Here is a 20,556-nt window from a genome sequence, read left to right as displayed (position 1 = left end):
CGCCCTTCGGAATGTATCTCGTGAGCCTGAAAACGACGTCCCAGGTCCAAGGTCAACTCCATAGGCACGATGGCGAGGCCCATCCCAAGACCCCGCTCGCGAGCCGCGCCTCTGGCTCTGGTAGCCATTCGATCTTGTCGCCGAAATTCGCTATATCCTCATCGTATACATGCATGAAATCAAGGACCGTCCCAAAGCGCTCGGGAAACAGCCCCTCACAATTTGCAGGGATGACGTCGTGCGGAACCACACCGATAAGGTCTTCCCCCTTGAAACGCGCGAGGATGGCGCAAGCGTCCGAGAGAATAACGGGCAAGCCTGCACATTTGAGCGCAACATAAAAGTGAACTGCCTCAACTGCTCTGTTCCAAGCTTTGCCCGCAACGACGTAGTAGTACCCCCATGACCTTCTCATCTCCTGGAACTCGTCATCGCTAAGCCTCCCTAGATGAAGTAAAAACTCGGCTTCCGATCTATCGTGACATACGGCCAGACTCACGTGTGTGGAGTTCCCGCCGCGACACACCTCCCATGGATGACCTCCCATCCGCTTTCGATCGAAGTACCATTCCTCCCATGCCCGAGGGCTCGAGAGATCGATGCCCGGCCCGGAATGGAGACCCGTTCCCTTGCCAGTGAGGCCTTCATCACGCCCATCCGCATAACGCAGATACAGCTCATCAAGTGGCAAGCGCTTGCCATCCTTCCCGCACAAGTCGTATCCACACGCCTCATAGCCGAGCGCACACGCAGCTAGAAAGTCGTTTCCCGTCATAGAGGGCAGACGTCCGATGGCACTCGCATCCTCGGCGCCCATCGCAGCATACTTGCAAAATGCATTGAAGGTAGAGTCGTCCATCCCCTCAAAGATTGCCTTCTTCGATTCTGGATTGGCTGCCCATACGGCGCTCCGAGCAACCATACCGGTACGATGGAAATATGGCAGTTCGCCTGAAACGACTGCGTTGTACGCGCCACTCCTTAATGCGTCCATGCTTTCACATGCAGCTTGAGCAAGCAGCTCGAGAAGCGCGAGCAGATACTCTTCATACCAATCGAACTCAACAGGACTCTGTTTGATGTCGGCGCAGACAACGGACACCCTGCCGACCGCTACCGCTTGGCAATACTCATTTTTTACGACTGTAAGTTCGTACCAGGTATAGGCATCAGGATACTCGCTCTCCCATAGCGCAACGTATTCAGAACGTGAACGTACTTCCCCATCTTCAAGTAAGTCCTCATAGCTGTCGAAATCATCCAGGCTCCCACGTGGAACCTTGAGCCAGATGGACTTTGCCTCATCGTTGGTCACGAGCGGTGCGAGATCGGCCAGCACCTCGAAAAGCCGGTCGAGCGCACCGAGCACAATGCTCGTCTGGGGCGATGGGTTTCTGTAGCCTCTGTCAAAGCATCTGAGAAGCCTATCAACGTCGGGCGCTACGAGCTTCCATTCCATGCAATCCTCCAATCCGAGTCATATGGGCTTCGGTGCCCGCTCAGCGCCGGGCAAATGCTCATCCAAACAATGCGCAAACGTTATCGATGAACGTGCTCAATGCAAGGCTATACCGGGACTTCTGATGCATCGACTTGCTCAAGAGAGCATTCGGAAATACAATTCCGAGTATTTCGATAGATGCACTTTGTCTTTTCAACCTACCGACACCACCATCGATTGGCACGTATGACAGCGACCACAACAAATTCCATCTCAGCCATCACCACCTGCCTTGAGCACGCCGCGCAGCTCGAGAAGCGCCCTATCAACATCATCGACCCTGCAGGCATCGTTGCAGGCATCCTTCCAGCGTTGCTCCCTTTCCTTCCCGAACCACCCGAAATCATCAGGGCACCGTTCAACAAAAGCCGTGCCAAAGAATCGACCGGACGCATCGTCCTCTGTGTGCCCCCAGTACAAGAGACGCTCTCCGCCAGCGATGAATCTGTATACCGAACCATCTGCACAGCGTTGGAAATCAAACCTCCCCGGCTTACGTTCTGGCTATTCGCCGCACTTGCGCTCTACTTTGCAGGTCCAAAAGGCATCGCCATGGTTCTCATGCCTCAGACCGCCCTCTCGCGCTCTGCCTGGCGCATGGGACAGCAAGACTTCATCGACCACAGGCTCATCGAGGCAGTCATCGCGCTTCCGGACACGATCTCCGCGGCCATGGACGATCCCTATCAACCGCCCCAGCACCGCCCGAGCACCGTCGCCTATGACTCGCTAGTCATTTTGAGCCGCCCCGAAAATCGTGCGTTCGCCGACAGCATTGCGTTCATCCTCCCCGACGAAGTCGACCGCCTCGCCTCCGGGAAGCGATTCGCGGATCAAAGCGACATGCTGATTCCCTATGAAGACGTTAAGAACAGTGGCTATCTTCTCACCCCGCTTCGCTATCGAGGATATCGGCCGACATTCTCCAATGGCGTCCGTCTAAGAGATGTGGCAACCGTAACGCGTGGCATACCGAAAACACGGCTGCGCGGGATCCGGCTCCTCACCGTTTCATCACTGGGCAGCATTGAGCCCACACTCGATAACAATGCTCCCGTGGCCTATCTCACATCCAAAGATTTCGAGCATGGATACGACTATTGTCACCTCACTTTTGCTGGTATGCACCTCTCCTCCTCATTCTTTGCAGCGAAAGATCTCGAGACCATCAACGTATCCCCCATCACCACCGACAACATCTTGCTCTCCCGCACCGGTGCCCCATTCAAAGTCTGCCGACTGGGACGCGAATCATTCGAGCATCCGGCAAGTGCATACCTCATCGCTGACAACCTGTATTGCATCCAGCCTAAACCCCGCCTTAATCCGGACTATTTGCTCGCTTTCCTCAGTAGTACGCTCGGCCAGCAAGCACTTTGTCGCACTGCAAACAGCGCGACCACTATGCAGCAGATATCTCCCAATGATTTAAGAGATATGTTTATCCCCCTGCCGCCGATAACGGAACAGCACGATATCGCCAACCGCTACCTCACCCAACTCAACGAAATAGCTGAGATGAAGCATAGGCGTGCGGAACTCAATGCAGAACGAGACCGATGGTTTTCTGACATGATATAAACACGCTGCTTGAAACCGAACCTCAGCAGCCCCACGAACGGGCATTGCCGTCCTTGGGAGGTTTTCGACCTCTTCTGCTCAATAGCGGATGAAGGCTCTGAACCTTCGGTTACCTCAACGCAAAACCGCACGATACAAACGACTACAAACAACAAGCAACACGAACGGTTCAACCCTATTCTGATAAGCGGTCCATATTCATTCAGGCATCTGAGGTCCGGAACGATGAGCGTCTCTATCGTATCCAGTCGTCCATCTCAACGGAAAAGGTCTCGGTCTGGTTCGTCAGATCAAGCCGAAGCTGCAGATCGGCGATGCGCTTGTAAAGCTCCTCATAATCGGAAAGGGCTTTCTTTACATCGAAGTTTGCGTACTCATATTCAATAAGGCCCTTGCTGCCAAAATAACCGCCGGTAAGACGCTTTTTCGGCTCAACAGCGCGCAGGCGCTCTAAACGCCGCAGCTTTCCATTCATTTGCGCCAACCGTATGAGCGCCTCGTCAACGGTAATTCCCTCTTCAGGAATTACCGTACGGGCATTAAACGCGTGAAGCGCATGACGAACACGCCGGATAGCCCCATCAAGCTCATCTATGCGGCCGATGATTTCATCGTAATCGTATACGGGAGGCTCGCTTTCCTCCCCTTGTGCCAACACATACGTCGAGTTTTTCTGCTCAATGTTAATTAGGCGACTCTTCTCGTTCTCCAGCCGCTTAATGAACTTTGACGCACTCGCCGAGGTAAACGTCTTCGTCTGCATGTTCCCACTCCTCCCTGCTGTTGTACCTCTCTCCTCCCGAATGGTTCTTACGAAAGTTTCGGAAGTCTATTTCCATTTTTATCATACATGATATATTTGGAATTGCAATTCCATTTTGAGCGATAAGTTCGCTACGAGGAAGGGACAGGAGAAGAAACGATGGGCTACCAAGAATCTTTCATCCAAGTCAGCAGCCTCGTAGAGGTCTCCGGCATCTGCCGCGCGATAGAGGAATCCGAAGAACTTAAAACGCTTGAATATCTTGTTTGTTGCTGTGCCACACGGGCTAACACCGACCTTTACTATGGGGGCATGTTTGGGGAACGAAAGCTCTCTGAGATACCGAAAGACGAGGGGCCTATTGTCAGCAAGGGCGCGCTATTTGCTGTTGTTGCCGGGGCGCGCCTCTACCAATACCACCCCTTCCTTTGGATTGACTGGATTGCCGTCTTAGATGAAATTGGATATCCAGAACTACTCGAAGATATCCCTCTCGAAAAGGCACATGCGGAAGCGAAGCTGCATCCAAATGCCGCTGAACGAGCCAGGATTTTCATGCGCAGGAGCCTCAACCGAAGTTACAACTTTGCAATGCGCGGCGAACATCCGATTAGCCTGCCCGATGAAATCCTCGAGCCCCCTGATTCGGTACAAGGCGATTCTCCGTGGACCCTCTCGTGGTCCTGACAAACATGAGAAAGCCTTATGGACGAGCCCAAAAGCAGCAGCCAAAACCACAACACGCACTCTAAACCCCCGCTCTCCGCCACAGAGCTGGTTGCCCGCCTCAAGTCCAGGGGCGTCACGTTCGACCTCTGCCCTGAAGCCGACGCGGTGGCATACCTCACGAATACCAACAACTACCTGCGCGCCGCCTCCTATCGCAAGCTGTTCCCGACGCAGGTCGAGGGGTCTCGCGTCGGACAGTACATCAACCTCGACTTCGCCCACCTCATCGAGCTGTCGTCGGTAGACCGCAATCTGCGCGACGCCATGCTCGGCATCGTCATCGACGTCGAACACTTCGCGAAGATCGAGCTGCTGCGCCGCCTCGAGGCCGAAGGCGAGGACGGCCACTCCATCGTCTCAGACTACCTCGAGCGCCACCCGCGCGTCCTCGGCGGCCTCCGGGCGCGCGCAGAGGAGGGCGAGCGGCACGACGTCTACAGCGGGGACCTCATCGCCCACTATCTCGACGACATGCCCGCCTGGGTCATGCTCGAGGTAGTCGACTTCGGAGCGTTCGTGGACTTCTGGCTGTTCTGCGCCGAGCGCTGGGGCGACGAGGAGATGCGCCAGGTGCATTTCCCGCTCAAGAGCGCGAAGGCCCTTCGCAACGCTTGCGCGCACAACAGTCTCCTCGTCCACGGACTCGACGCCCACGACGCGCCCGCCAACTTCCCAACCAACCTGCTCATATCCGACTCCCTCAACGCCCATGGCATGAGGAACTCGCGCACGCGGCGCGGCAAGCTCAAAAACCTGCGCGTCGCCCAGATCGCCGCCGCCCTCTGGTCGCTCGACCACTTCTGCAAGCGACCATCGACCCGCAAGCGCCACGCCACCAAGCTCGCGGCCGTGCAAGCCTCGGTCGAGGGGCCGCACTTCGCGCAGAGCTCGAGCGCCGGAACCAACATGGCAATCGTGTCGTTCTTCGGCTTCCTCTGGAGACTCGTTGACATCTGGGCTCCGAGTGGGGCAGAATACAAACAGATGTAAAAACCTTCGGGTTTTGTAAGAGCGGGGCCGCCTGGCGGAACCGCTCTAGTTTTTATGCTGACCCATGGAAGCCCGCTAGGCATCTCGATTCAGCAATGCGATAAACGATTCGACCGCTCTTTTTGCCGCCCTCTGCTTTATCAAGCCTTCTTTAGAGTACGCGCCGAGAGAGATCTCGCTTTCAACGACAACGACGACAAAAACCACGGGCGTTTTGCCGGCGATGCCGCCACCGAGCATCGCGACGACGATTCCATGTTCACGGTCTTCGGATAACACAGTTCCCATGTCGATTACCGTATCGCGGGCAGCCTTGAACGGATCTTCTTCGCGAACGGCCACCTTGGCAAAATATGAGCCCTTTTCGAAAGACCTCTCGCTCACATGCACGTCGAGCTCCCCAAGGGAAGGAGCATACTCGTCTGCGATCGTCTTAAGCAGGGCTTTGGTTTCCATGGTCTCCGCCTTCCGCCGCATCGTCGAGAACGCTTGCCAGGCCTTCAACGATTCTGCTATCGATGTCCCCGTCTATGGCAGGACGCTCTCCCGCTATCGTTTCGATCTCTTCTTTCATGAGAGTCCTCACGAACTCTGGTCGGTCTTTGGACGCGAACATGTCCTTCAGGGTCTTCCCGTCGAGCTTCCCGTTCACGAACTCAACGAGACGCTTCACCTCGTCTTCATTCATGAGGTAATTCGTCACCGTGATTTTGATCTCTTCCTCGATGACCAAGCACATCTGCTCTGCGTCGTCTTTGACGAATAGGCCGGTTATCGCTTTCGCCGCTGCTCCTGCGGCAGTTCCGCCGCCAAGCGAGCCGATTACGCCCCCTACGACCGTGCCGACGCCTGGGAGCACCATGGAGCCAAACGCAGCACCTCCGACCCACCCGGCCGTTCCGCCTGCCACGGATGAGAGTGTGCTGGCGAGGTTTTTCGCGAGCTGGCCGGGAGATATTCTTCCGCGTACTATATCCGCTATGTCGAACGACGAGAGTACGACGACCGTGAGGCCGGCGACCACGGCGTTCCCGCGCAAGAGCTTTGCCGCGCTTTTCATCGCAGCGGCACCGTAGATGTTTCCGCCTGTTCTGAATGCGTTCACGATGACCGCGCATGCCTTCGGCCCCAACGCGGACGCAATGGCCTCCGTGCCTGAAACCATTGCGCTGTTGAGTCCTGCTTTTAGAAGCTGGCTCGAAACGACAGAGACGAGAAACGAAGTTCCCCCTACCCGAAGTCCACATAGCGCCGCCTTCTTCGCGGCGACATCCGGCTTGTCACCATTCCAGATGCAGGTTCCAAAGGCTATGACGGCGCTCACGCCAAAGGCGGAAGCGGCCGTTACGGCCCCGTTGGTCGCATCGAATTTGAGCGAGTCGATGTTGCCCGCTTTGGCGATGTTTCTTGCCTGTTGGTAGGTGTAGTTGCCGCGCTTGACGAATTTCTCTGCTTGAGCGGGGTCGCTTACCCCCTCTATCTGGCCGTTGGCGATCTTCTCTCGCATCGCCTTGACGGCTTGATCGTAGATAGCATCGTCTTTCGGCACTTCGATGACCATCGGTTCGCCATGCTTGCCTACGTAGCGAAACGCCCCTTTTCCGCTGTCCTCGAAGCATGCGTTCACGGCTTCGCGACCGTTGGCGTAGTACTTTGATTGAATCCATTGGCCGTCTACGATTCGATCCGGCCCATTCTTCGCGAAATCATCCCCGAGTACGCGCGCATCTTTGCCATGAATCCTGTTATACAGGTTATTCGCCTGTTCTGCCGCAAAGCCATGACCTTGCCGTGCGTGAAACTTTTCTTGGTCAAAGAGCTGGTTTACGGCGCGTTCTGCGCCGATACCCCTTCCCGCGGATTCAGCCGGTCCCAATCTCTCGTTTTGTTGGTTGGGCGATGTTCGATTGACGTCTTCTTTGCCCATAAGAAATACTTTCTCGAAATGGATGCTGCCTAGATTTTATTTTATCGGAGACGCCCGTTTCTACGTAGATCCGCTGCCAGTTCGAAGCCTTCCCATCTCGATTCGCACAGCTTTTCGAGCAGTTAACTCCCCTGTGAGCCATTGCGTGAAGTGACAAAACGCCACGATCCGCCCCCAGCGGGAAGGCTGTTTGCGACCGTGGCAGACACTTCTCCCAAAGGACCGGGAATCACCGTCCGAAAGAGAGGTACGTGGCGAACATCGTTGCGATCATCCAAGCGAGCTCATCCCCTATATCCCCGCAAGGCTGTTCTCGTCGAGCAGAAAGTCGAACACGCTCATCGTGACCACGCCCCGCTCGTCGCGCAGGGGCCTCACCACGTCCCGCACGAGCACGACCTTCTTGAAGCTGTCGTTGATGCCGAGTAGGGAGGCTTTCTCTTGGGCGGCCTTCTCGGGAGTCCGCATCTCCAGCGCTGATTGGATGTAGACGCGGTCGGAGCCCCTGTTGGCAACGAAGTCCACCTCGAGAGATCCTATGTGCCGGAGATCGTGTTCGAGGAGATCTTTGAGTGGAGCACGCTTCGGAACGTGTCCTCGAGCTTGCTCGGATTCGTGAGCGTCCCGATGCCGGAGGCGAGCGCGTTCACGAGGCCATCGAGCTCGCTGGGCTTCCCTGAGTTTTCCGAATGATACCTATTGAGCATTTTTGCCGCATGCGGCATTTTTTCTCAATAGATAGTCGTGGACCATAGGACTCGACCAAAGCCGCGCCGAAAACCTTCCTTGTTGGCTTACGGAGTCAGGGCTATTGAGCAGCGTCTCACCATCATTTATGAACAGCTTGAGCTAGTCGCCCTTTTTCAGACCTCGGCCCCGCGCTCGCTCTTCCTCGACCTCGCGCTCGACATCGAACACTGCCTCAAAAGGAGAACGCGTACAGGGCCCTCACCGAACCCGAGCTGTCAGCGGTTCAGATCGTGTATGCAAGGGGCAAGGTCACCGTCAAGCAGCTGTCCGAGCACCTCGGAAGAAGCGCCAAGTTCGCCAGGTCGACCCTGAGGAGCCTCACCGATAAGGACATCCTCTCATGGCACGGCTTCGGCCCCAAGGACCCGTCCCAGTACTACTCCTTCTCCCGTTCCCGTTAAGACTGATGAGACGTCCCCGCAGGCCCGGCGAGATTCCCGGGCCTGCGGGGACGAGCGGGTAAGAGTAATTCCGAGTAGGTCCGAGTAAGTCCGAGCAGATCCGAGCAGCCCAGCAGCAAGCCGGCTACCCGATGCATGAAAACAGCAGCTCAGACGCATGACATGCCGTCACATGAAGCGCCTAGTTCGGGTAAGAGTAAGTCCGAGTGGTCAGAGTAGGGACCGAGTTCGCCCTCGCGGCCAGGCGCTGAGCCGATCGAACGAAATCCAGACAACAGCCCAATAACGACGAGCCGAGGCCGGCGGATGTCGGTTATTCCTCGCGCCGCAGCCTATCAAGGGGTCCGCTCTCCCCGCAAGGGCCGCGATGCCTTCCCGGCCTCTTTCGGGTTCAGCCGACCCCGCTCAGAGCGGTGTCGGCGAAGCACGCCCGAAGCAACCGGTCGGCGGCGCCTCCCCGCCGGAAAACCAACAGATGCGCCTCCACTCCCCCCATTATGACCACGACCCTGCAACGGATCCATTAATGTGGTAATTTTGGCACAGTGTGAAAAGCTCTAAGGCTTTTAGCGGCTGCGGGTACCTGTACCTTCAGCCGCATTTTTCGTCCCACCAGGCTTCCCCGACTGCCTTTTTGTACCCGCGAAGCAATGCGGGCCGGACACGGCCAGTACCGAAGCTCAACCCATTTTGGACATCCCCCGTTCATGTCCAGATTACTGTCCAGTTTAGTGTCCAGATTATGTCCAGAATCGAGGCCCCCACCCAGCAACGCCTCGCATGGGTGGAAGCCTCAGACCAGCAGCTCGGCATGAGCGAAGTCCTTAGGTCGCGTCGGCCCTTCGAGCTTGGACCGGCCGGTCCACCTCCTCAGCACACAGCTGCTACAACGTCTGCTCGAACTGGCTGTTGCACAGCTCCGCGTAGATGCCGTTCCGGGCAAGCAACTGCCCGTGGACGCCGCTCTGACCAGCCTACAAATGTCTCCCACTCAGCAAGTCCCTATTGATGGGAACGCTCGAATCGCAAGGCGACGCAATCTTCTCAAACATGCCAACCAACGCTGTGTAATCCCTATCCTCGGCCGCAAGACGGCTCGCCTCGTCGTTCTCCTCGCCGGACACGCGGCGCCAATCGAGGTCATAACCCGCATCATGGCAGAGCAGCGACTAGAACACCCGCTGGGTTCTCCCGTTTCCCTCCCGGAACGGGTGAACGAAGTTGTAATTGTCGTAGTGGTATGACAAGCGCTCGACAAATCGCCGTTTATCAAGATGTCTGAGCAAGCCATCATTCATAAGCTCTGATCGAGACCATTCGATGCCCATGGCAATATTTGTCGAAGGAAGGAAAAACTCAGAGCCCTCGATGTTCTTTCGAATCTCGATGATGCGGATGCATCCTGCCCACTCGTATACATCTTGAAAAAGGGCGCGATGAATCCTGCAGAAATCATCGAGCGTCCCCGTCGGGTGCAAATCCCCCTGTTCAAAGAGCTCGCCCGTGCGCAGGGCGGCGAATTCACCCTCCGCACGAGCGAGCTCGTCGTACGTTTGCGCACCAACCAGGTTCCTCAGTACCCCGGTCGCCGGGTCAATATACGGGTCTACGAACTCAGACGGCACGAGTCCCCTTCTCCCGGTCGACCTTCCAGCGCCGCTTAGTGCGCTTCATCAAATCCTCGATAGAGATGTCCCCTTTGACGTATTCGTCGGCGTCCTCGCGGAACTCCGCCGACACGTACGCGCCCTCCATCTCGCCAGAGTGGATGGCCTCCTCCATGAGACGTTTACGATCCATAGAAGTGCTCCTGCCTGGAATAGCAAGAACCACAATCCTACGGCGATCGTTTTACTCCCACTCAGTAATCAAATCGTGCACTTCCATAGCCTCTCGTCTACGTGGTGTATCGGTGTCCCCCTATTCGCCAGAATCTGGCAATTTTCGAGCACTTGAGTTGAACTCAATATGAACTCAACGCCGATGTTCGCTCGACAGCTTCCGAGCGGCTTGCATTCCCGCCGAGGAGGACGGACGCCTCTGGCAAGACCAAATCCTGCTAGATGCGCACAACATAGCCGTCCTTGCGCGGGGCGGCCGCGCCCTCGGGCCCCGCGGCGTATCCCAAGGCGATGGCACCCACGCCGCGCAGCGTCTCGGGCAGGCCCCACTCCCTGAGGAGCGCCTTGCCCTCCGCGCTGTCGAAGACCTCACGCTCGCGGTGGATCCAGCAGCTGGCGAGCCCCAGGGCATGCGCCGCGAGCATGAGGTTCTCCAGCACGCAGGAACCGTCCTCAACGAAGGTGCCGCGTCCGCCGTCGGCGAGCACGACCACGATGACCGGGGCGCCATAGTACGGGTCGGTGTCCCTGCCCATGACGGCGGCGTTGAGCCGACGCAGGCGCTCGCGGGTCTCGGGGTTGGTCACCGCCACGATTACCGGAGACTGATGGCCGCCGCCGGTGGGCGCGAAGGTGCCCGCCTCGAGCACCTGATCGAGCAGCTCCTCCGGCACGGGCTCCGCCGTGTATGATCGCACGCTGCGACGCGTCTTGATGAGGTCGATAAGGTCGTTCGCCATGATGTCATGTCCTTTCTCCCGCTGGTGCTGTCTATATAGAAAGGCCGCCCGTCTGCCAGAGGCAGGCGAGCGGCGAAAAGATGACGGTATCCGGAAAAATCCGCTGCGATTTTCGAGACCCATTATGGCCTCAACGTCAGCGCTGTCAAGAGCCGAGGGCGATCCGACCATTCCTGCTTGACATTTTCGAAGAACCCTCGACAATTTAGTCCGTCTAAAAACGTGTGGACTTTTCTGGGCGCAAGCCACCTTTTTGCCACGCAACCGAGCTTCGGTCGCGTGGCCTTTTCTTTGTCGGCGGTCGCCAACCGCATGGTCTCTCTTCCGACAGCTCGAAACGTACGAAGCCATGCCCCGCGCGAGGCGGGGCGCGGGAGGGAGAGGACATGGGAAGCGCAATCAATTCGCAAACGCCATCTACGGACGCCTCGTCTTCGCAGCATCGCCAGGTTACGGCCGCCCTGCAGGTATTTGCCGGCGGGGCCTGTTATGGCGCGATGGCAACCACGTACAAGCTTGCTTACGCAGCAGGCTTTACCTCCGCGCAGGTGGTGGCGAGCCAGGCGTGGTTCGGCTGCCTGTTCTTCGTACTTGCAACGGCTGTGAAACTGGCGCGCGGCGGGCGCTTGGTTCGCCTTACGGGCACGCAGGCGCTCAAACTCATGGGGCTTGGCGCCCTAACCTGCACCACTTCGATTCTGTACTGCTACGCCATGAGCGTGCTCCCCGCACCCGTAGCGCTCACGCTGCTGTTCCAGTTCACCTGGATGGGACTCATCTGGCAGACCATCATAACGCGGCGGGCGCCCAAGCCCCTCGAAATCGCCTCGGCCGCGGTCATCGTGTTCGGCACCGTGTTCGCAAGCGGCGTCTACAAAACAGGGCTCGCCGGCTACGACCCCGTCGCCCTCGTCTGTGCCCTCGGAGCGGCTGTGACCTGCTCTCTGTTCGTCACGTTTTCTGGCAAGGTCAAGGCTAGCTGCTCCAACGAGCAGCGAGGCGTCATCGTGTGCCTCGGCGCGGGCATCATGTCGCTCACTGTGTGTCCCAACTACCTCGTCTCCGGCGTCGTCTTCCAGGGCATCCTGCCCTTTGCCGCCGTAGCGGGATTCTTCGGCCTCATGTGCCCGGTACTGCTCTTCGGCCTGGGCTCCCCTCACCTGCCCGCCGGCCTCTCCACCGTCATGGCGGCCGCCGAGCTCCCCGCCGGCCTTCTCATCGCCATGATCGTGCTTGGCGAGCCCCTCGGTGTCATCGAATGGCTGGGCGTGGTCGTTATCCTCGCCGGCGTGTGCCTCGCGCAAGTGCCCGCGCTGAGAGGGGCTCGTGCGCAGAGGCCGACGGCATAGCCGCGCCAATGAGGCAGCTGCGGCCTCCGAACGTTCGGTCGGATGCCGCAGCCGGCGGGGACAATGCGATTATCTAAGGGGAAAGGGCGGAATCGGAATGCAGGAGGGGCAGGCGCCATGAAGCCGAAGGAGCTCGATCGGGAGTTCTCCGTATGCAAGGTGGAGGACTACTCGCTGGTAGATCTGAGCGCAGAGTACAGCTTCATCGGCAAGACGGATGAAGAGAACTCCCTGGTATGCGCCACCAGCGATGTCCCGTCGAACGTTGTTGAGCGCGACGACGGGTGGAAGGGCTTCCGCATCCAGGGGGTGCTGGACTTCTCGCTCATCGGGATACTGACCGGCATCGCGGAGATCCTGGCAGAGAACGGCATCTCGATTTTTGCCATCTCGACCTATAACACCGACTACGTTTTGATGAAAAAGGAGAGCTACCAGAAGGCTCTGGACATTCTCGGGCGCGCGGGATACGAAATCGTCGAGTGACGGCACCGCCTTTTGCCGGGCAGCGTCTTTGTGGTGCGCCTGCCCCTCACGTAGGAGGACACGGGGGTGTCTCTATATCGTGATGCCCTTTTGATACGGGGCCACGCGAGCGAGCGGCATGCCTCCGCGCACCGCGTACTCGGCCCAGCCCTGGTAGCGGTCGCCGCCGGAGCCTTGCATGAACTCGGAGAAGGACAACGGCCGTATTCGAACCTCGTCCCCGCGGCCCCGGAACTTCGTCATGACGTCATGCGAGAGGAGCTTCGAGTTGCCCCCGTCACGCACACGTCGACGTTTCTCATGCGCAGAAGCCCGTTGAGTCTGTTGAGGTATTGGTCATGCCCGATTTCCACGCGTACCTCATCTTGGTTTCCAAGTCGGTTCTATTGAGCAGTTTTGCCGTATGCGGCATTTCTTCTCAATAGAAGTGTCTTGTGCCACAGAGACGCCCGGCTCAAAATGCTGTCACGCTAAACACGTCCCGCTCAAATCACTGCATGCCCCATCTCCGGCCCTACGACCATTGCCGCCTCCCCGTAAACAGTCACGCAGACCATCACATTGCTCGGCCTATCCCCACAACCCCATGTTTGACATCGCGTGCAGCGGGACGTTCCTCATCCAGTCCTGCTCGCGGTAGCCCGACAGGCTGAAGCGAACGGACTTGATCTCCGGGTGGGCGCCCTTGAACGCCCGGAGGCTCTTGGCGCGCAGGTTCTCCTCCGCCTTCACCTCGATGGCGTAGACGCTATTCGGCCCCTGCGCCAGGAAGTCGATCTCTCCTGAAGAGTTCTCGGCCGACCAGTAGTACGGCGTGAGCCCGCAGTCGGAAACGAGCTGCTGGCAGACGTACTGCTCGGTGAGGGAGCCCTTGAACTCCTCGAAGATCTCGCTACCCCCGACGACCGTCTCCTTGTCGAGCCCCGCCATCGCGCCCAACAGGCCGACGTCCACAAGGAAGAGCTTGAAGGCCGTATCGTCAGCATAGGGGGCCAAAGGGATGCCAGGCTTCGAGATCCTGCGGACGAGAGTCGTGATGCCGGCCTGCGTGAGCCACGTGATGCCCGCCTGGTAGTTCCGTGCCCGCGCACCCGAAGCAATGTGGCTGAACACGAACTTCTTGTTCTCCCTCCCGAGATGGGACGGGATCGACCGCCACGCGGCGAGCGCGTACTCGGTCTCGGTTCTGCTTAGGTGCTTCGAGATGTCGCGCTCGTAGCCGCGCAGGACCTCAAGCTGCACCTCACGCGCATCCTCCAAGAGACCTCGCTCAAGAAAGGCGCTCACCGCCTCAGGCATGCCCCCGACGTAGTAGTACTGGCGGAGGAGCGGAACGAGCTTGCTTGAGAAGCCGTTGATGAGGCTCGTGTCTCCCGTGTCGACAAGGTCGCAGAGCGTCCGGTTCCCCGTCGCGGCGAGGAACTCCCGGAAGCTGAGGGGATGGAGGTCAAGCGTGTTCACCTTCCCCACGGGGTACCCGCTTCCCTCGTGCACGGTGATGCCCAGAAGCGAGCCGGCCGCAGCCACCACGTACCCGGGCGCGTCCTCGCAGAAGTACTTGAGGGAGGTGAGCGCCTTCGGGCACGCCTGGATCTCGTCGAGGACGATGAGGGTGCCGCCCTCGGACACGACCTCCCCCGTCTCGAACTGGATGGCCGAGACGATGCGCGGGATGTCGTAGCCCAGCTCGAACTGCTCGCGCATCCTTGGGTTGTCGTCGAGATTCACGTACGCGACGTTCTCGAACTGCGTCCTGCCGAACTCCTTGAGCAGCCACGTCTTGCCCACCTGGCGCGCACCGTTGAGGATGAGCGGCTTGCGGCGGGGCCTGTCCTTCCAGGCAACAAGCTCATCCATAAGGAATCGTTCCATGCAAGCTCCTCCCCTAAAATGGATACGGCCTTATTTTCGCACAAGATGGCGAAAATAAGGCCGTAACAGAGCCAGTTTTGGAGAAAATCAGGCGAAATTTATTCCCACTCGATCGTCGCAGGGGGCTTGCTCGTGATATCGTACGCAACCCGGTTGACACCCGGCACCTCGGCCACGATGCGGCTCGAGATCTTGGACAACACATCGTAGGGCAGCTTGGCCCAATCCGCGGTCATGGCATCGCTCGACTCCACGGCGCGCAGGATCACGGGACGCTGATACGTGCGCTCATCGCCCATCACGCCCACGCTCTTGATGTCAGGCAGCACAGCGAAGTACTGCCAGCAGCTGTGCTCGCTGTTGCGCTCGCCCGTCTCCTCAAAGAGGCGTGCGTTGTACGCATCAAGCTCCTCACGCACAATCGCGTCGGCGTTCTTCAGGATCTCGAGCTTCTCGGGATCGACCGCGCCGATGATGCGAATCGCCAGGCCCGGGCCCGGGAACGGCTGGCGGTACACGATGTGCTCGGGCAACCCCAACGCCAGACCAAGCTCGCGCACCTCGTCCTTGAAGAAGTGGTCGAGCGGCTCAATCAGATCAAAATGCACGCCCTCGGGGAAGGGAATCAGGTTGTGATGGCTCTTGATCGTGCTCGCCTTGCCGCCCGTCTTGCGCGCACCGCTCTCGATGATATCGGGGTAGATGGTGCCCTGAGCGAGGTACTTCACCGGGCGACCGTCCTCTTCGAGCTGCTGTGCGACCGCGAAGAACTCCTTCCAGAACTGCGTGCCAATAATGCGACGCTTCTGCTCGGGATCGGTCACGCCAGCCAGAAGCTCGGCATAGCGGTCCTCGGCGTGCACGTGAATGAAATCGACATCGAACTGCTTGGTGAAGACCTCCTCCACCTGCTCGGGCTCACCCTTGCGCAGCAGACCGTGGTTGATGAACACGCAGGTCATCTGGCGGCCGATGGCACGAGCGCCCAGCGCGGCCACCACAGAGGAGTCCACACCACCCGAGAGGGCCAGGATAACGCGGTCGTCGCCCACCTGCTCGCGAATCTGCGCGGTCATGGTCTCGACCAGGTTGTCCATGGTCCACGTCGCCTCGAGGCCACAGATGTCGAACAGGAAGTTCTTCAGAATTTGCTGACCGTACTCCGTGTGACGAACCTCCGGATGAAACTGCGTCGAGAACAGCTTGCGCTCGGGACACTCCATGGCAGCCACCGGGCACACCTCGGTCCGGGCGGTCACCACGAAGCCCTCGGGCACGCGATCGACGGAGTCACGATGGCTCATCCACACCGTCTGCTCAAGCGGGGTGCCCTTGAAGAGCGCCGAGCTGTTGTCGCAGGCAAGCGTCGCCGGGCCATACTCGCCCACCTCGGAGTGGTCTACCTGGCCGCCAAGCGTTACCGCCATGATCTGATGTCCGTAACAAAAACCAAGGACCGGCAGGCCCAGATCGAAGATGGCCGGATCAATGGACGGCGCATCCTCTGCATACACACTTGCAGGACCGCCAGAAAGAATAAGCGCCGAGGGATTCATGGCGCGAACCTCGTCGGCAGTGATGTCACATGGCACGATTTCGGAATATACGTGCAGGTCGCGCACGCGACGAGCGATGAGTTGCCCGTATTGAGCGCCGAAGTCGAGTACCAGGACCTTGCTGTTGGAAGCGTTCTGCGACATGAGTCTCCTCCCCTTTGCGCGAGCGCGCGAGTGCTGTCGAACCTATCATACACGCAGGCACCGGCCCACGCGCCCTTTTCGTCCAATGCACGAGAGTTCCAGCCCTGCCCATCTTCCCGCCGATCCCAATCGCTACCAGGCGCCGCAGCTCCCCCATTCCCGCCGGCCCCAACCGCAACCAAGCATCGCACCCGCCCCGCTTCAACCCCAGCCAGACACCCACCCCGTTCCAACTACCCTACAAACACCCCGAAGCAACCGAAATCGCCCCCTCTCGCCTACAATAGAAGTCATTCATTAACATCGCGCAACAAGGACGGCCCATGAAAAACATCCTGCTCATCGCCACCGGCGGCACCATCGCTTCCGCGGAAGCCGGCAACGGCCTTTCCCCCGCGCTCACCGGCGAGGAGCTTGCGTCCTGCGTGCCCGAGATCCAGGGCCTGTGCAACCTCGACGTCGTGCAGCCCATGAACATCGACAGCACCAACATGCGTCCCTGCGACTGGCTGCGCATCTGCGACGTCATTGTCGAAAACTATGCCGACCACGATGGATTTCTCATCCTGCACGGCACCGACACCATGGCCTACACCGCAGCTGCGCTCTCCTACCTCATTCAGCAGAGCCCCAAGCCCATCGTACTCACCGGCTCCCAGCGCCCCATGGTCAGCTCGTTCACCGACGCAAAGCTCAACCTGTACCAAAGCTTGCTCTATGCCGTAGATGACCATTCCCACGACGTCCGTATCGTGTTCGGCGGCATCGTCATTGCGGGAACCCGCGCGCGCAAGCAGCGCACCATGAGCGCAAACGCCTTCAGCAGCGTCAACTTCCCGCCGCTCGCCTACATTCGCAACGATCGCATCGTTCGCAGCGGCGACGAAGGCTTCCTGCGTCAGGGTGCCGCCTTCCTGCGCCCGACGTCCTCCACGCCCACCAAGCTGAGGTCCTATCGGTCCATCAACGATCGCGTAGCCGTTCTTAAACTTACGCCGGGTCTCGACCCGCACATCCTGGAGCTGCTACGCGAGGGCTACGACGCCGTCGTGCTGGAGACCTTCGGCCTGGGCGGCATTCCCGACTATGGAGTCGCCGGGCCGTCCTATAAAGAGGCAATCTTTAGCTGGGTGGAATCCGGACGCACCGTCGTTATGACCACGCAGGTGCCTGAAGAGGGGCTTGACCTAGGCGTCTACGAAGTCGGCCGCAGTTATGCCGAGCATCCCGGCATCCTGCGTGGAGATGACATGACGACCGAGGCCATTGTCGCCAAGACCATGTGGGCGCTCGGCCAGACCACCGATCCCGAGGAGATTCGCCTACTGTTCTATCGGCCCGTCAACCACGACCGCACGGTCTAGAAGGCCCCCTGCGGCCTGTGCCGCCTACTCCGATTCGCGAAGCAACTCAGCCGCCGGCACATCCAGAGCCTGCGCCAAGTCGTCCAGAATCTTCAGCGTCAGGTTTGCGCGCCCTGCCTCGATATGGCTCAGGTACTGGCGACTCACGCCGGCCATCAGGGAAAACTCCTGCATTGAGATTCCCTGGCGCTCGCGCAAGTCGCGCACATTCCAACCGACGATCTGTTGAAGGCGCACACTCATAGGTCGAGTGTGCTGAAGTGGGTCAGTCAAGACGTAAACTATAGTTTACGTTGATGCAAACTGCACAGGCATTCCGGGACTTCACCGCCTGTGTCGGCCAGGCGGTTGGAGGTGAGAGCCCATGAAGCAGCGCTCGGGACACCGGTCGGCGTCCTCGCTCTCGGCTTTCAGCGACCTGCCCACACAGGAAATCGACTTGGTCGTTCTCGATATCGACGACCCCGCCGCCGGAGGACCGCGCCTTTCCGCTCACGAGGTACGCGACCTCAAAACACTTTTAGATTCTGGAGCGAACATCGCTTTCGCAACAGCCTACGAGCCCGGCCTGCTCCGCCACGTCTCCAGCGACGCCGCTCTGCGTCCCACCCTGGAGAGCACAGACGTAATCGCCCTCGACGATGCCCAGGGCGTCGGCAACGACCCTGCGTCAAACCTGGTACAAGCCTGCCGGCGCCAACATACTCGGCTTGATGCTACTTGCCTTGTCGCCACCAACCCGCTCGACGCTCCCCTTGCTCTTGAAGTCGGGCTGACGCTCGCCCTGCGCGGTGCGGGCCCTATAAACGAAACGACCGCCGCAGCCGTGTTCCCCGAACGCGACCGTGGCGGCCTTATGCTGGCACTCCGGCGTCTTGCGCAGCGCCATTTCACGTTGTAAACACCTGGGGCCGTGCGACCCCATAAACCTGCCCGGCCCAACGCAGGACCAAGGAGAGCGGCTGTCCGCCGAAACGCGGGCAGCAGCGCGCGCCTTCTAGCACACCCGCTAGAAAGGCAGATACGCCGTCCCCGTCATAGCCGAGATCATCATATACGCGTTGAGCACGTTGATGATCACGGAGGTCACCAGCCCGTTGCGCACATAGCGCTTGAACGTCATAGCGGCGATGGCGTGCGAGTCATCGGAGAGGCGCGCCTGTCGAAACGCGGTCAGGCAGGTGCCAGCGCTCAGCAGGAAGCACAGCGCAGGGACGTACAGCAAATCGAAGCGGCTCCCCCAGCGCGTGACGTTACCGGCGGCATCGAACTGCGTCGGAATGCTGTCGGCCATCTGCGGAACAAGAATGGCCGCGAGCACCACCGGCAGCACACCGAGCGCGATCAGCAGGATCGCCAGGTATCCATTGGTTTTACCATAGCGGAACATGGTGTACCTCGCCGTCTACACGTTGAACCGGAAGTGGACCACGTCGCCATCGGCCATGACGTAGTCTTTGCCCTCCATGCGCAGCTTGCCGGCGGCACGGGCACCCTGCTCGCCGCCGAGCTCGATGTAGTCGTCGTAGGAGATGACCTCGGCCTTGATGAAGCCACGCTCAAAGTCGGAGTGGATGACACCGGCAGCTTGCGGGGCGGTCGCACCCTGGCGCACCGTCCACGCCTTGACCTCCATCTCGCCGGCAGTGAAGAACGACTGCAGGCCCAGCAGCTTATACGCAGCCTGGGCGAGCACCTCCAGGCCCGGGCGCTCAAGACCCAGGGTCTCCAGATACTCCGCAGCCTCTTCGGGATCAAGCTCAGAGAGCTCCGCCTCGACCTTGGCGCAGATGGCGATCGGCGCCACGCCATCGATGGGCTCAAGCTCCTCGCCAAGCATGTCCTCGTCCACGTTTGCAACGTAGAGAATCGGCTTCATGGTAAGCAGGAAGAGACCCTTTGCGGCGGCACGCTCTTCGTCGGTCATCTCCATCGTGGCCGCTCGGTTGCCCTCGTTTAGCCATGCCACGAGACGCTTTGCCACCTCGAACTTAGGCGCCAGCTCGTGGTCGCGCTTGGAATCCTTCTCAAGTTTGGGAAGCTGCTTTTCAAGCGAGCCCAAGTCGGCCAGGATGAGCTCGGTCATAATGGTGTCCGCGTCTGCTGCCGGGTCGACGAACTCGCCGGTACGCCCCACCTCACGCATGACGTTGGGGTCTTTGAAGTAGCGCACGACCTCGCAAATCGCGTCGGTCTCGCGGATGTTTGCCAAAAACTGGTTGCCCAGGCCCTCGCCCTCATTAGCGCCTTTCACCAAACCGGCGATGTCCACAAACTCGACCGTCGCCGGAACGATACGGCCCGGATGCACGATATCCGCGAGCTTCTGCAGGCGGTCGTCGGGCACGTCGACAACGCCCACGTTGGGATCAATCGTCGCAAACGGATAGTTGGCGGCAAGGCCGCCTTTCTTCGTAAGTGCGGTGAAAAGTGTCGACTTGCCCACGTTGGGCAGGCCCACAATACCAATAGATAGCGCCACGAGGTTCACCTCTCTGGTCAGCGTAAGAAATACCTAACCGTTGTATTGTAGGCGAAACAGCGGGTCGTGAGCGCGTGACG

The 20,556-nt window shown here is 59.2% G+C and carries 22 protein-coding genes; 8 read left to right on the top strand and 14 right to left on the bottom strand.

Annotation, left to right across the window (positions count from 1 at the left end; all coding sequences use genetic code 11):
* Nucleotides 1-52: 52 nt before the first annotated feature.
* The gene (locus B5F33_RS04055; RefSeq protein WP_087410517.1) at nucleotides 53-1,459 is read right to left on the bottom strand and encodes a hypothetical protein; all 1,407 of its coding nucleotides are present in this window, start codon (nucleotides 1,457-1,459) and stop codon (nucleotides 53-55) included.
* Nucleotides 1,460-1,687: 228 nt separating this feature from the next.
* On the opposite strand from B5F33_RS04055, the gene B5F33_RS04050 reads away from it, so the two are divergent.
* Nucleotides 1,688-3,082: a restriction endonuclease subunit S gene (locus tag B5F33_RS04050; RefSeq protein ID WP_158095306.1), complete on the top strand. Its 1,395-nt coding sequence runs from the start codon at nucleotides 1,688-1,690 to the stop codon at nucleotides 3,080-3,082.
* A 235-nt stretch (nucleotides 3,083-3,317) separates the two neighbouring features.
* Here the strand turns inward: B5F33_RS04050 and B5F33_RS04045 are convergent, their stop codons facing one another.
* Nucleotides 3,318-3,845, bottom strand: a complete 528-nt coding sequence (locus B5F33_RS04045; protein WP_087410515.1) for a hypothetical protein — start codon at nucleotides 3,843-3,845, stop codon at nucleotides 3,318-3,320.
* Nucleotides 3,846-4,004: 159 nt separating this feature from the next.
* Here B5F33_RS04045 and B5F33_RS04040 point away from each other — a divergent pair, with 159 nt between their 5' ends.
* Both B5F33_RS04040 and B5F33_RS04035 read left to right on the top strand, forming a co-directional pair.
* Nucleotides 4,005-4,532, top strand: coding sequence for a hypothetical protein (locus tag B5F33_RS04040; protein ID WP_087410514.1), 528 nt, complete (start codon nucleotides 4,005-4,007; stop codon nucleotides 4,530-4,532).
* 18 nt (nucleotides 4,533-4,550) lie between these two features.
* On the top strand, nucleotides 4,551-5,564 hold the full coding sequence (locus tag B5F33_RS04035) for an Abi family protein (RefSeq protein WP_087410513.1): 1,014 nt from the start codon (nucleotides 4,551-4,553) through the stop codon (nucleotides 5,562-5,564).
* A 75-nt stretch (nucleotides 5,565-5,639) separates the two neighbouring features.
* Here B5F33_RS04035 and B5F33_RS04030 read toward each other — a convergent pair whose 3' ends face one another.
* The 3 genes from B5F33_RS04030 to B5F33_RS04020 all read right to left on the bottom strand — a co-directional run bounded on the left by B5F33_RS04030 (nucleotide 5,640) and on the right by B5F33_RS04020 (nucleotide 8,016).
* On the bottom strand, nucleotides 5,640-6,020 hold the full coding sequence (locus tag B5F33_RS04030; protein ID WP_087410512.1) for a hypothetical protein: 381 nt from the start codon (nucleotides 6,018-6,020) through the stop codon (nucleotides 5,640-5,642).
* Nucleotides 5,998-7,491 carry a hypothetical protein gene (locus B5F33_RS04025; protein ID WP_204214395.1) on the bottom strand — a complete coding sequence of 498 codons (1,494 nt, stop codon included), beginning with the start codon at nucleotides 7,489-7,491 and terminating at the stop codon, nucleotides 5,998-6,000. Before B5F33_RS04025 ends, B5F33_RS04030 begins: the two co-directional genes overlap by 23 nt.
* 291 nt (nucleotides 7,492-7,782) lie before the next feature.
* Nucleotides 7,783-8,016 (bottom strand): hypothetical protein, encoded by a 234-nt coding sequence (locus B5F33_RS04020; protein ID WP_204214394.1) that lies wholly within the window; start codon nucleotides 8,014-8,016, stop codon nucleotides 7,783-7,785.
* Nucleotides 8,017-8,471: 455 nt separating this feature from the next.
* Between B5F33_RS04020 and B5F33_RS10915 the strand changes: the two genes are divergently transcribed.
* Nucleotides 8,472-8,642, top strand: a complete 171-nt coding sequence (locus B5F33_RS10915; RefSeq protein WP_158095305.1) for a hypothetical protein — start codon at nucleotides 8,472-8,474, stop codon at nucleotides 8,640-8,642.
* Nucleotides 8,643-9,811: 1,169 nt separating this feature from the next.
* Here the strand turns inward: B5F33_RS10915 and B5F33_RS04015 are convergent.
* The 3 genes from B5F33_RS04015 to B5F33_RS04005 form a co-directional block, all read right to left on the bottom strand.
* A complete protein-coding gene (locus B5F33_RS04015; RefSeq protein ID WP_087410510.1) occupies nucleotides 9,812-10,267 on the bottom strand; it encodes a Fic family protein in 456 nt (151 codons plus the stop codon).
* Nucleotides 10,257-10,442 carry an antitoxin VbhA family protein gene (locus B5F33_RS04010; protein WP_087410509.1) on the bottom strand — a complete coding sequence of 62 codons (186 nt, stop codon included), beginning with the start codon at nucleotides 10,440-10,442 and terminating at the stop codon, nucleotides 10,257-10,259. The genes B5F33_RS04015 and B5F33_RS04010 overlap by 11 nt, the downstream gene beginning before the upstream one ends.
* Nucleotides 10,443-10,701: 259 nt before the next feature.
* Nucleotides 10,702-11,223, bottom strand: a complete 522-nt coding sequence (locus B5F33_RS04005) for a nitroreductase (RefSeq protein WP_087410508.1) — start codon at nucleotides 11,221-11,223, stop codon at nucleotides 10,702-10,704.
* Nucleotides 11,224-11,609: 386 nt separating this feature from the next.
* Here B5F33_RS04005 and B5F33_RS04000 point away from each other — a divergent pair, with 386 nt between their 5' ends.
* Both B5F33_RS04000 and B5F33_RS03995 read left to right on the top strand, forming a co-directional pair.
* Nucleotides 11,610-12,572: a DMT family transporter gene (locus tag B5F33_RS04000; protein ID WP_083551342.1), complete on the top strand. Its 963-nt coding sequence runs from the start codon at nucleotides 11,610-11,612 to the stop codon at nucleotides 12,570-12,572.
* A gap of 117 nt (nucleotides 12,573-12,689) precedes the next feature.
* Complete coding sequence (locus tag B5F33_RS03995) at nucleotides 12,690-13,058, top strand: ACT domain-containing protein (protein WP_087410507.1); 369 nt, start codon at nucleotides 12,690-12,692, stop codon at nucleotides 13,056-13,058.
* Nucleotides 13,059-13,130: 72 nt separating this feature from the next.
* Here the strand turns inward: B5F33_RS03995 and B5F33_RS03990 are convergent, their stop codons facing one another.
* The 3 genes from B5F33_RS03990 to guaA all read right to left on the bottom strand — a co-directional run bounded on the left by B5F33_RS03990 (nucleotide 13,131) and on the right by guaA (nucleotide 16,630).
* Nucleotides 13,131-13,343 (bottom strand): AAA family ATPase, encoded by a 213-nt coding sequence (locus B5F33_RS03990; protein WP_087410506.1) that lies wholly within the window; start codon nucleotides 13,341-13,343, stop codon nucleotides 13,131-13,133.
* Nucleotides 13,344-13,628: 285 nt separating this feature from the next.
* Nucleotides 13,629-14,930 (bottom strand): AAA family ATPase, encoded by a 1,302-nt coding sequence (locus B5F33_RS03985; RefSeq protein WP_087410505.1) that lies wholly within the window; start codon nucleotides 14,928-14,930, stop codon nucleotides 13,629-13,631.
* A 98-nt stretch (nucleotides 14,931-15,028) separates the two neighbouring features.
* Nucleotides 15,029-16,630, bottom strand: a complete 1,602-nt coding sequence (gene guaA / locus B5F33_RS03980) for a glutamine-hydrolyzing GMP synthase (RefSeq protein ID WP_087410504.1) — start codon at nucleotides 16,628-16,630, stop codon at nucleotides 15,029-15,031.
* A 323-nt stretch (nucleotides 16,631-16,953) separates the two neighbouring features.
* Here guaA and B5F33_RS03975 point away from each other — a divergent pair, with 323 nt between their 5' ends.
* Nucleotides 16,954-17,994 (top strand): asparaginase, encoded by a 1,041-nt coding sequence (locus tag B5F33_RS03975; RefSeq protein WP_087410503.1) that lies wholly within the window; start codon nucleotides 16,954-16,956, stop codon nucleotides 17,992-17,994.
* A 24-nt stretch (nucleotides 17,995-18,018) separates the two neighbouring features.
* Here B5F33_RS03975 and B5F33_RS03970 read toward each other — a convergent pair whose 3' ends face one another.
* The gene (locus tag B5F33_RS03970; RefSeq protein ID WP_087410502.1) at nucleotides 18,019-18,237 is read right to left on the bottom strand and encodes a helix-turn-helix transcriptional regulator; all 219 of its coding nucleotides are present in this window, start codon (nucleotides 18,235-18,237) and stop codon (nucleotides 18,019-18,021) included.
* Nucleotides 18,238-18,358: 121 nt separating this feature from the next.
* On the opposite strand from B5F33_RS03970, the gene B5F33_RS03965 reads away from it, so the two are divergent.
* On the top strand, nucleotides 18,359-18,895 hold the full coding sequence (locus B5F33_RS03965; protein ID WP_087410501.1) for a hypothetical protein: 537 nt from the start codon (nucleotides 18,359-18,361) through the stop codon (nucleotides 18,893-18,895).
* Between the two features lie 108 nt (nucleotides 18,896-19,003).
* Here B5F33_RS03965 and B5F33_RS03960 read toward each other — a convergent pair whose 3' ends face one another.
* Entirely contained in the window at nucleotides 19,004-19,384 is a 381-nt protein-coding gene (locus tag B5F33_RS03960) for a DUF1648 domain-containing protein (RefSeq protein ID WP_087410500.1), read from the bottom strand.
* Nucleotides 19,385-19,399: 15 nt separating this feature from the next.
* A complete protein-coding gene (gene ychF / locus B5F33_RS03955) occupies nucleotides 19,400-20,476 on the bottom strand; it encodes a redox-regulated ATPase YchF (RefSeq protein WP_087410499.1) in 1,077 nt (358 codons plus the stop codon).
* Between the last annotated feature and the right edge of the window lie 80 nt (nucleotides 20,477-20,556).

Source organism: Collinsella sp. An2, from assembly GCF_002160065.1.
GTDB lineage: Bacteria > Actinomycetota > Coriobacteriia > Coriobacteriales > Coriobacteriaceae > Limicola.
Note: the sequence above shows the minus strand (reverse complement) of the source record. Positions and strands in the feature narration are given on the sequence as shown.

What these genes read in the sequence shown, in the direction of transcription:
- B5F33_RS03960 (WP_087410500.1), bottom strand. Translation starts at nt 19,384, where the DNA reads ATGTTCCGCTATGGTAAAACCAATGGATACCTGGCGATCCTGCTGATC.
- B5F33_RS03985 (WP_087410505.1), bottom strand. Translation starts at nt 14,930, where the DNA reads ATGGAACGATTCCTTATGGATGAGCTTGTTGCCTGGAAGGACAGGCCC.
- B5F33_RS04010 (WP_087410509.1), bottom strand. Translation starts at nt 10,442, where the DNA reads ATGGATCGTAAACGTCTCATGGAGGAGGCCATCCACTCTGGCGAGATG.
- B5F33_RS04030 (WP_087410512.1), bottom strand. Translation starts at nt 6,020, where the DNA reads ATGGAAACCAAAGCCCTGCTTAAGACGATCGCAGACGAGTATGCTCCT.
- B5F33_RS03970 (WP_087410502.1), bottom strand. Translation starts at nt 18,237, where the DNA reads ATGAGTGTGCGCCTTCAACAGATCGTCGGTTGGAATGTGCGCGACTTG.
- B5F33_RS04000 (WP_083551342.1), top strand. Translation starts at nt 11,610, where the DNA reads ATGGGAAGCGCAATCAATTCGCAAACGCCATCTACGGACGCCTCGTCT.
- guaA (WP_087410504.1), bottom strand. Translation starts at nt 16,630, where the DNA reads ATGTCGCAGAACGCTTCCAACAGCAAGGTCCTGGTACTCGACTTCGGC.
- B5F33_RS04005 (WP_087410508.1), bottom strand. Translation starts at nt 11,223, where the DNA reads ATGGCGAACGACCTTATCGACCTCATCAAGACGCGTCGCAGCGTGCGA.
- B5F33_RS04040 (WP_087410514.1), top strand. Translation starts at nt 4,005, where the DNA reads ATGGGCTACCAAGAATCTTTCATCCAAGTCAGCAGCCTCGTAGAGGTC.
- B5F33_RS03965 (WP_087410501.1), top strand. Translation starts at nt 18,359, where the DNA reads ATGAAGCAGCGCTCGGGACACCGGTCGGCGTCCTCGCTCTCGGCTTTC.
- B5F33_RS03975 (WP_087410503.1), top strand. Translation starts at nt 16,954, where the DNA reads ATGAAAAACATCCTGCTCATCGCCACCGGCGGCACCATCGCTTCCGCG.
- B5F33_RS04045 (WP_087410515.1), bottom strand. Translation starts at nt 3,845, where the DNA reads ATGCAGACGAAGACGTTTACCTCGGCGAGTGCGTCAAAGTTCATTAAG.
- B5F33_RS04025 (WP_204214395.1), bottom strand. Translation starts at nt 7,491, where the DNA reads ATGGGCAAAGAAGACGTCAATCGAACATCGCCCAACCAACAAAACGAG.
- B5F33_RS03995 (WP_087410507.1), top strand. Translation starts at nt 12,690, where the DNA reads ATGAAGCCGAAGGAGCTCGATCGGGAGTTCTCCGTATGCAAGGTGGAG.
- B5F33_RS04035 (WP_087410513.1), top strand. Translation starts at nt 4,551, where the DNA reads ATGGACGAGCCCAAAAGCAGCAGCCAAAACCACAACACGCACTCTAAA.
- B5F33_RS04050 (WP_158095306.1), top strand. Translation starts at nt 1,688, where the DNA reads ATGACAGCGACCACAACAAATTCCATCTCAGCCATCACCACCTGCCTT.
- B5F33_RS04055 (WP_087410517.1), bottom strand. Translation starts at nt 1,459, where the DNA reads ATGGAATGGAAGCTCGTAGCGCCCGACGTTGATAGGCTTCTCAGATGC.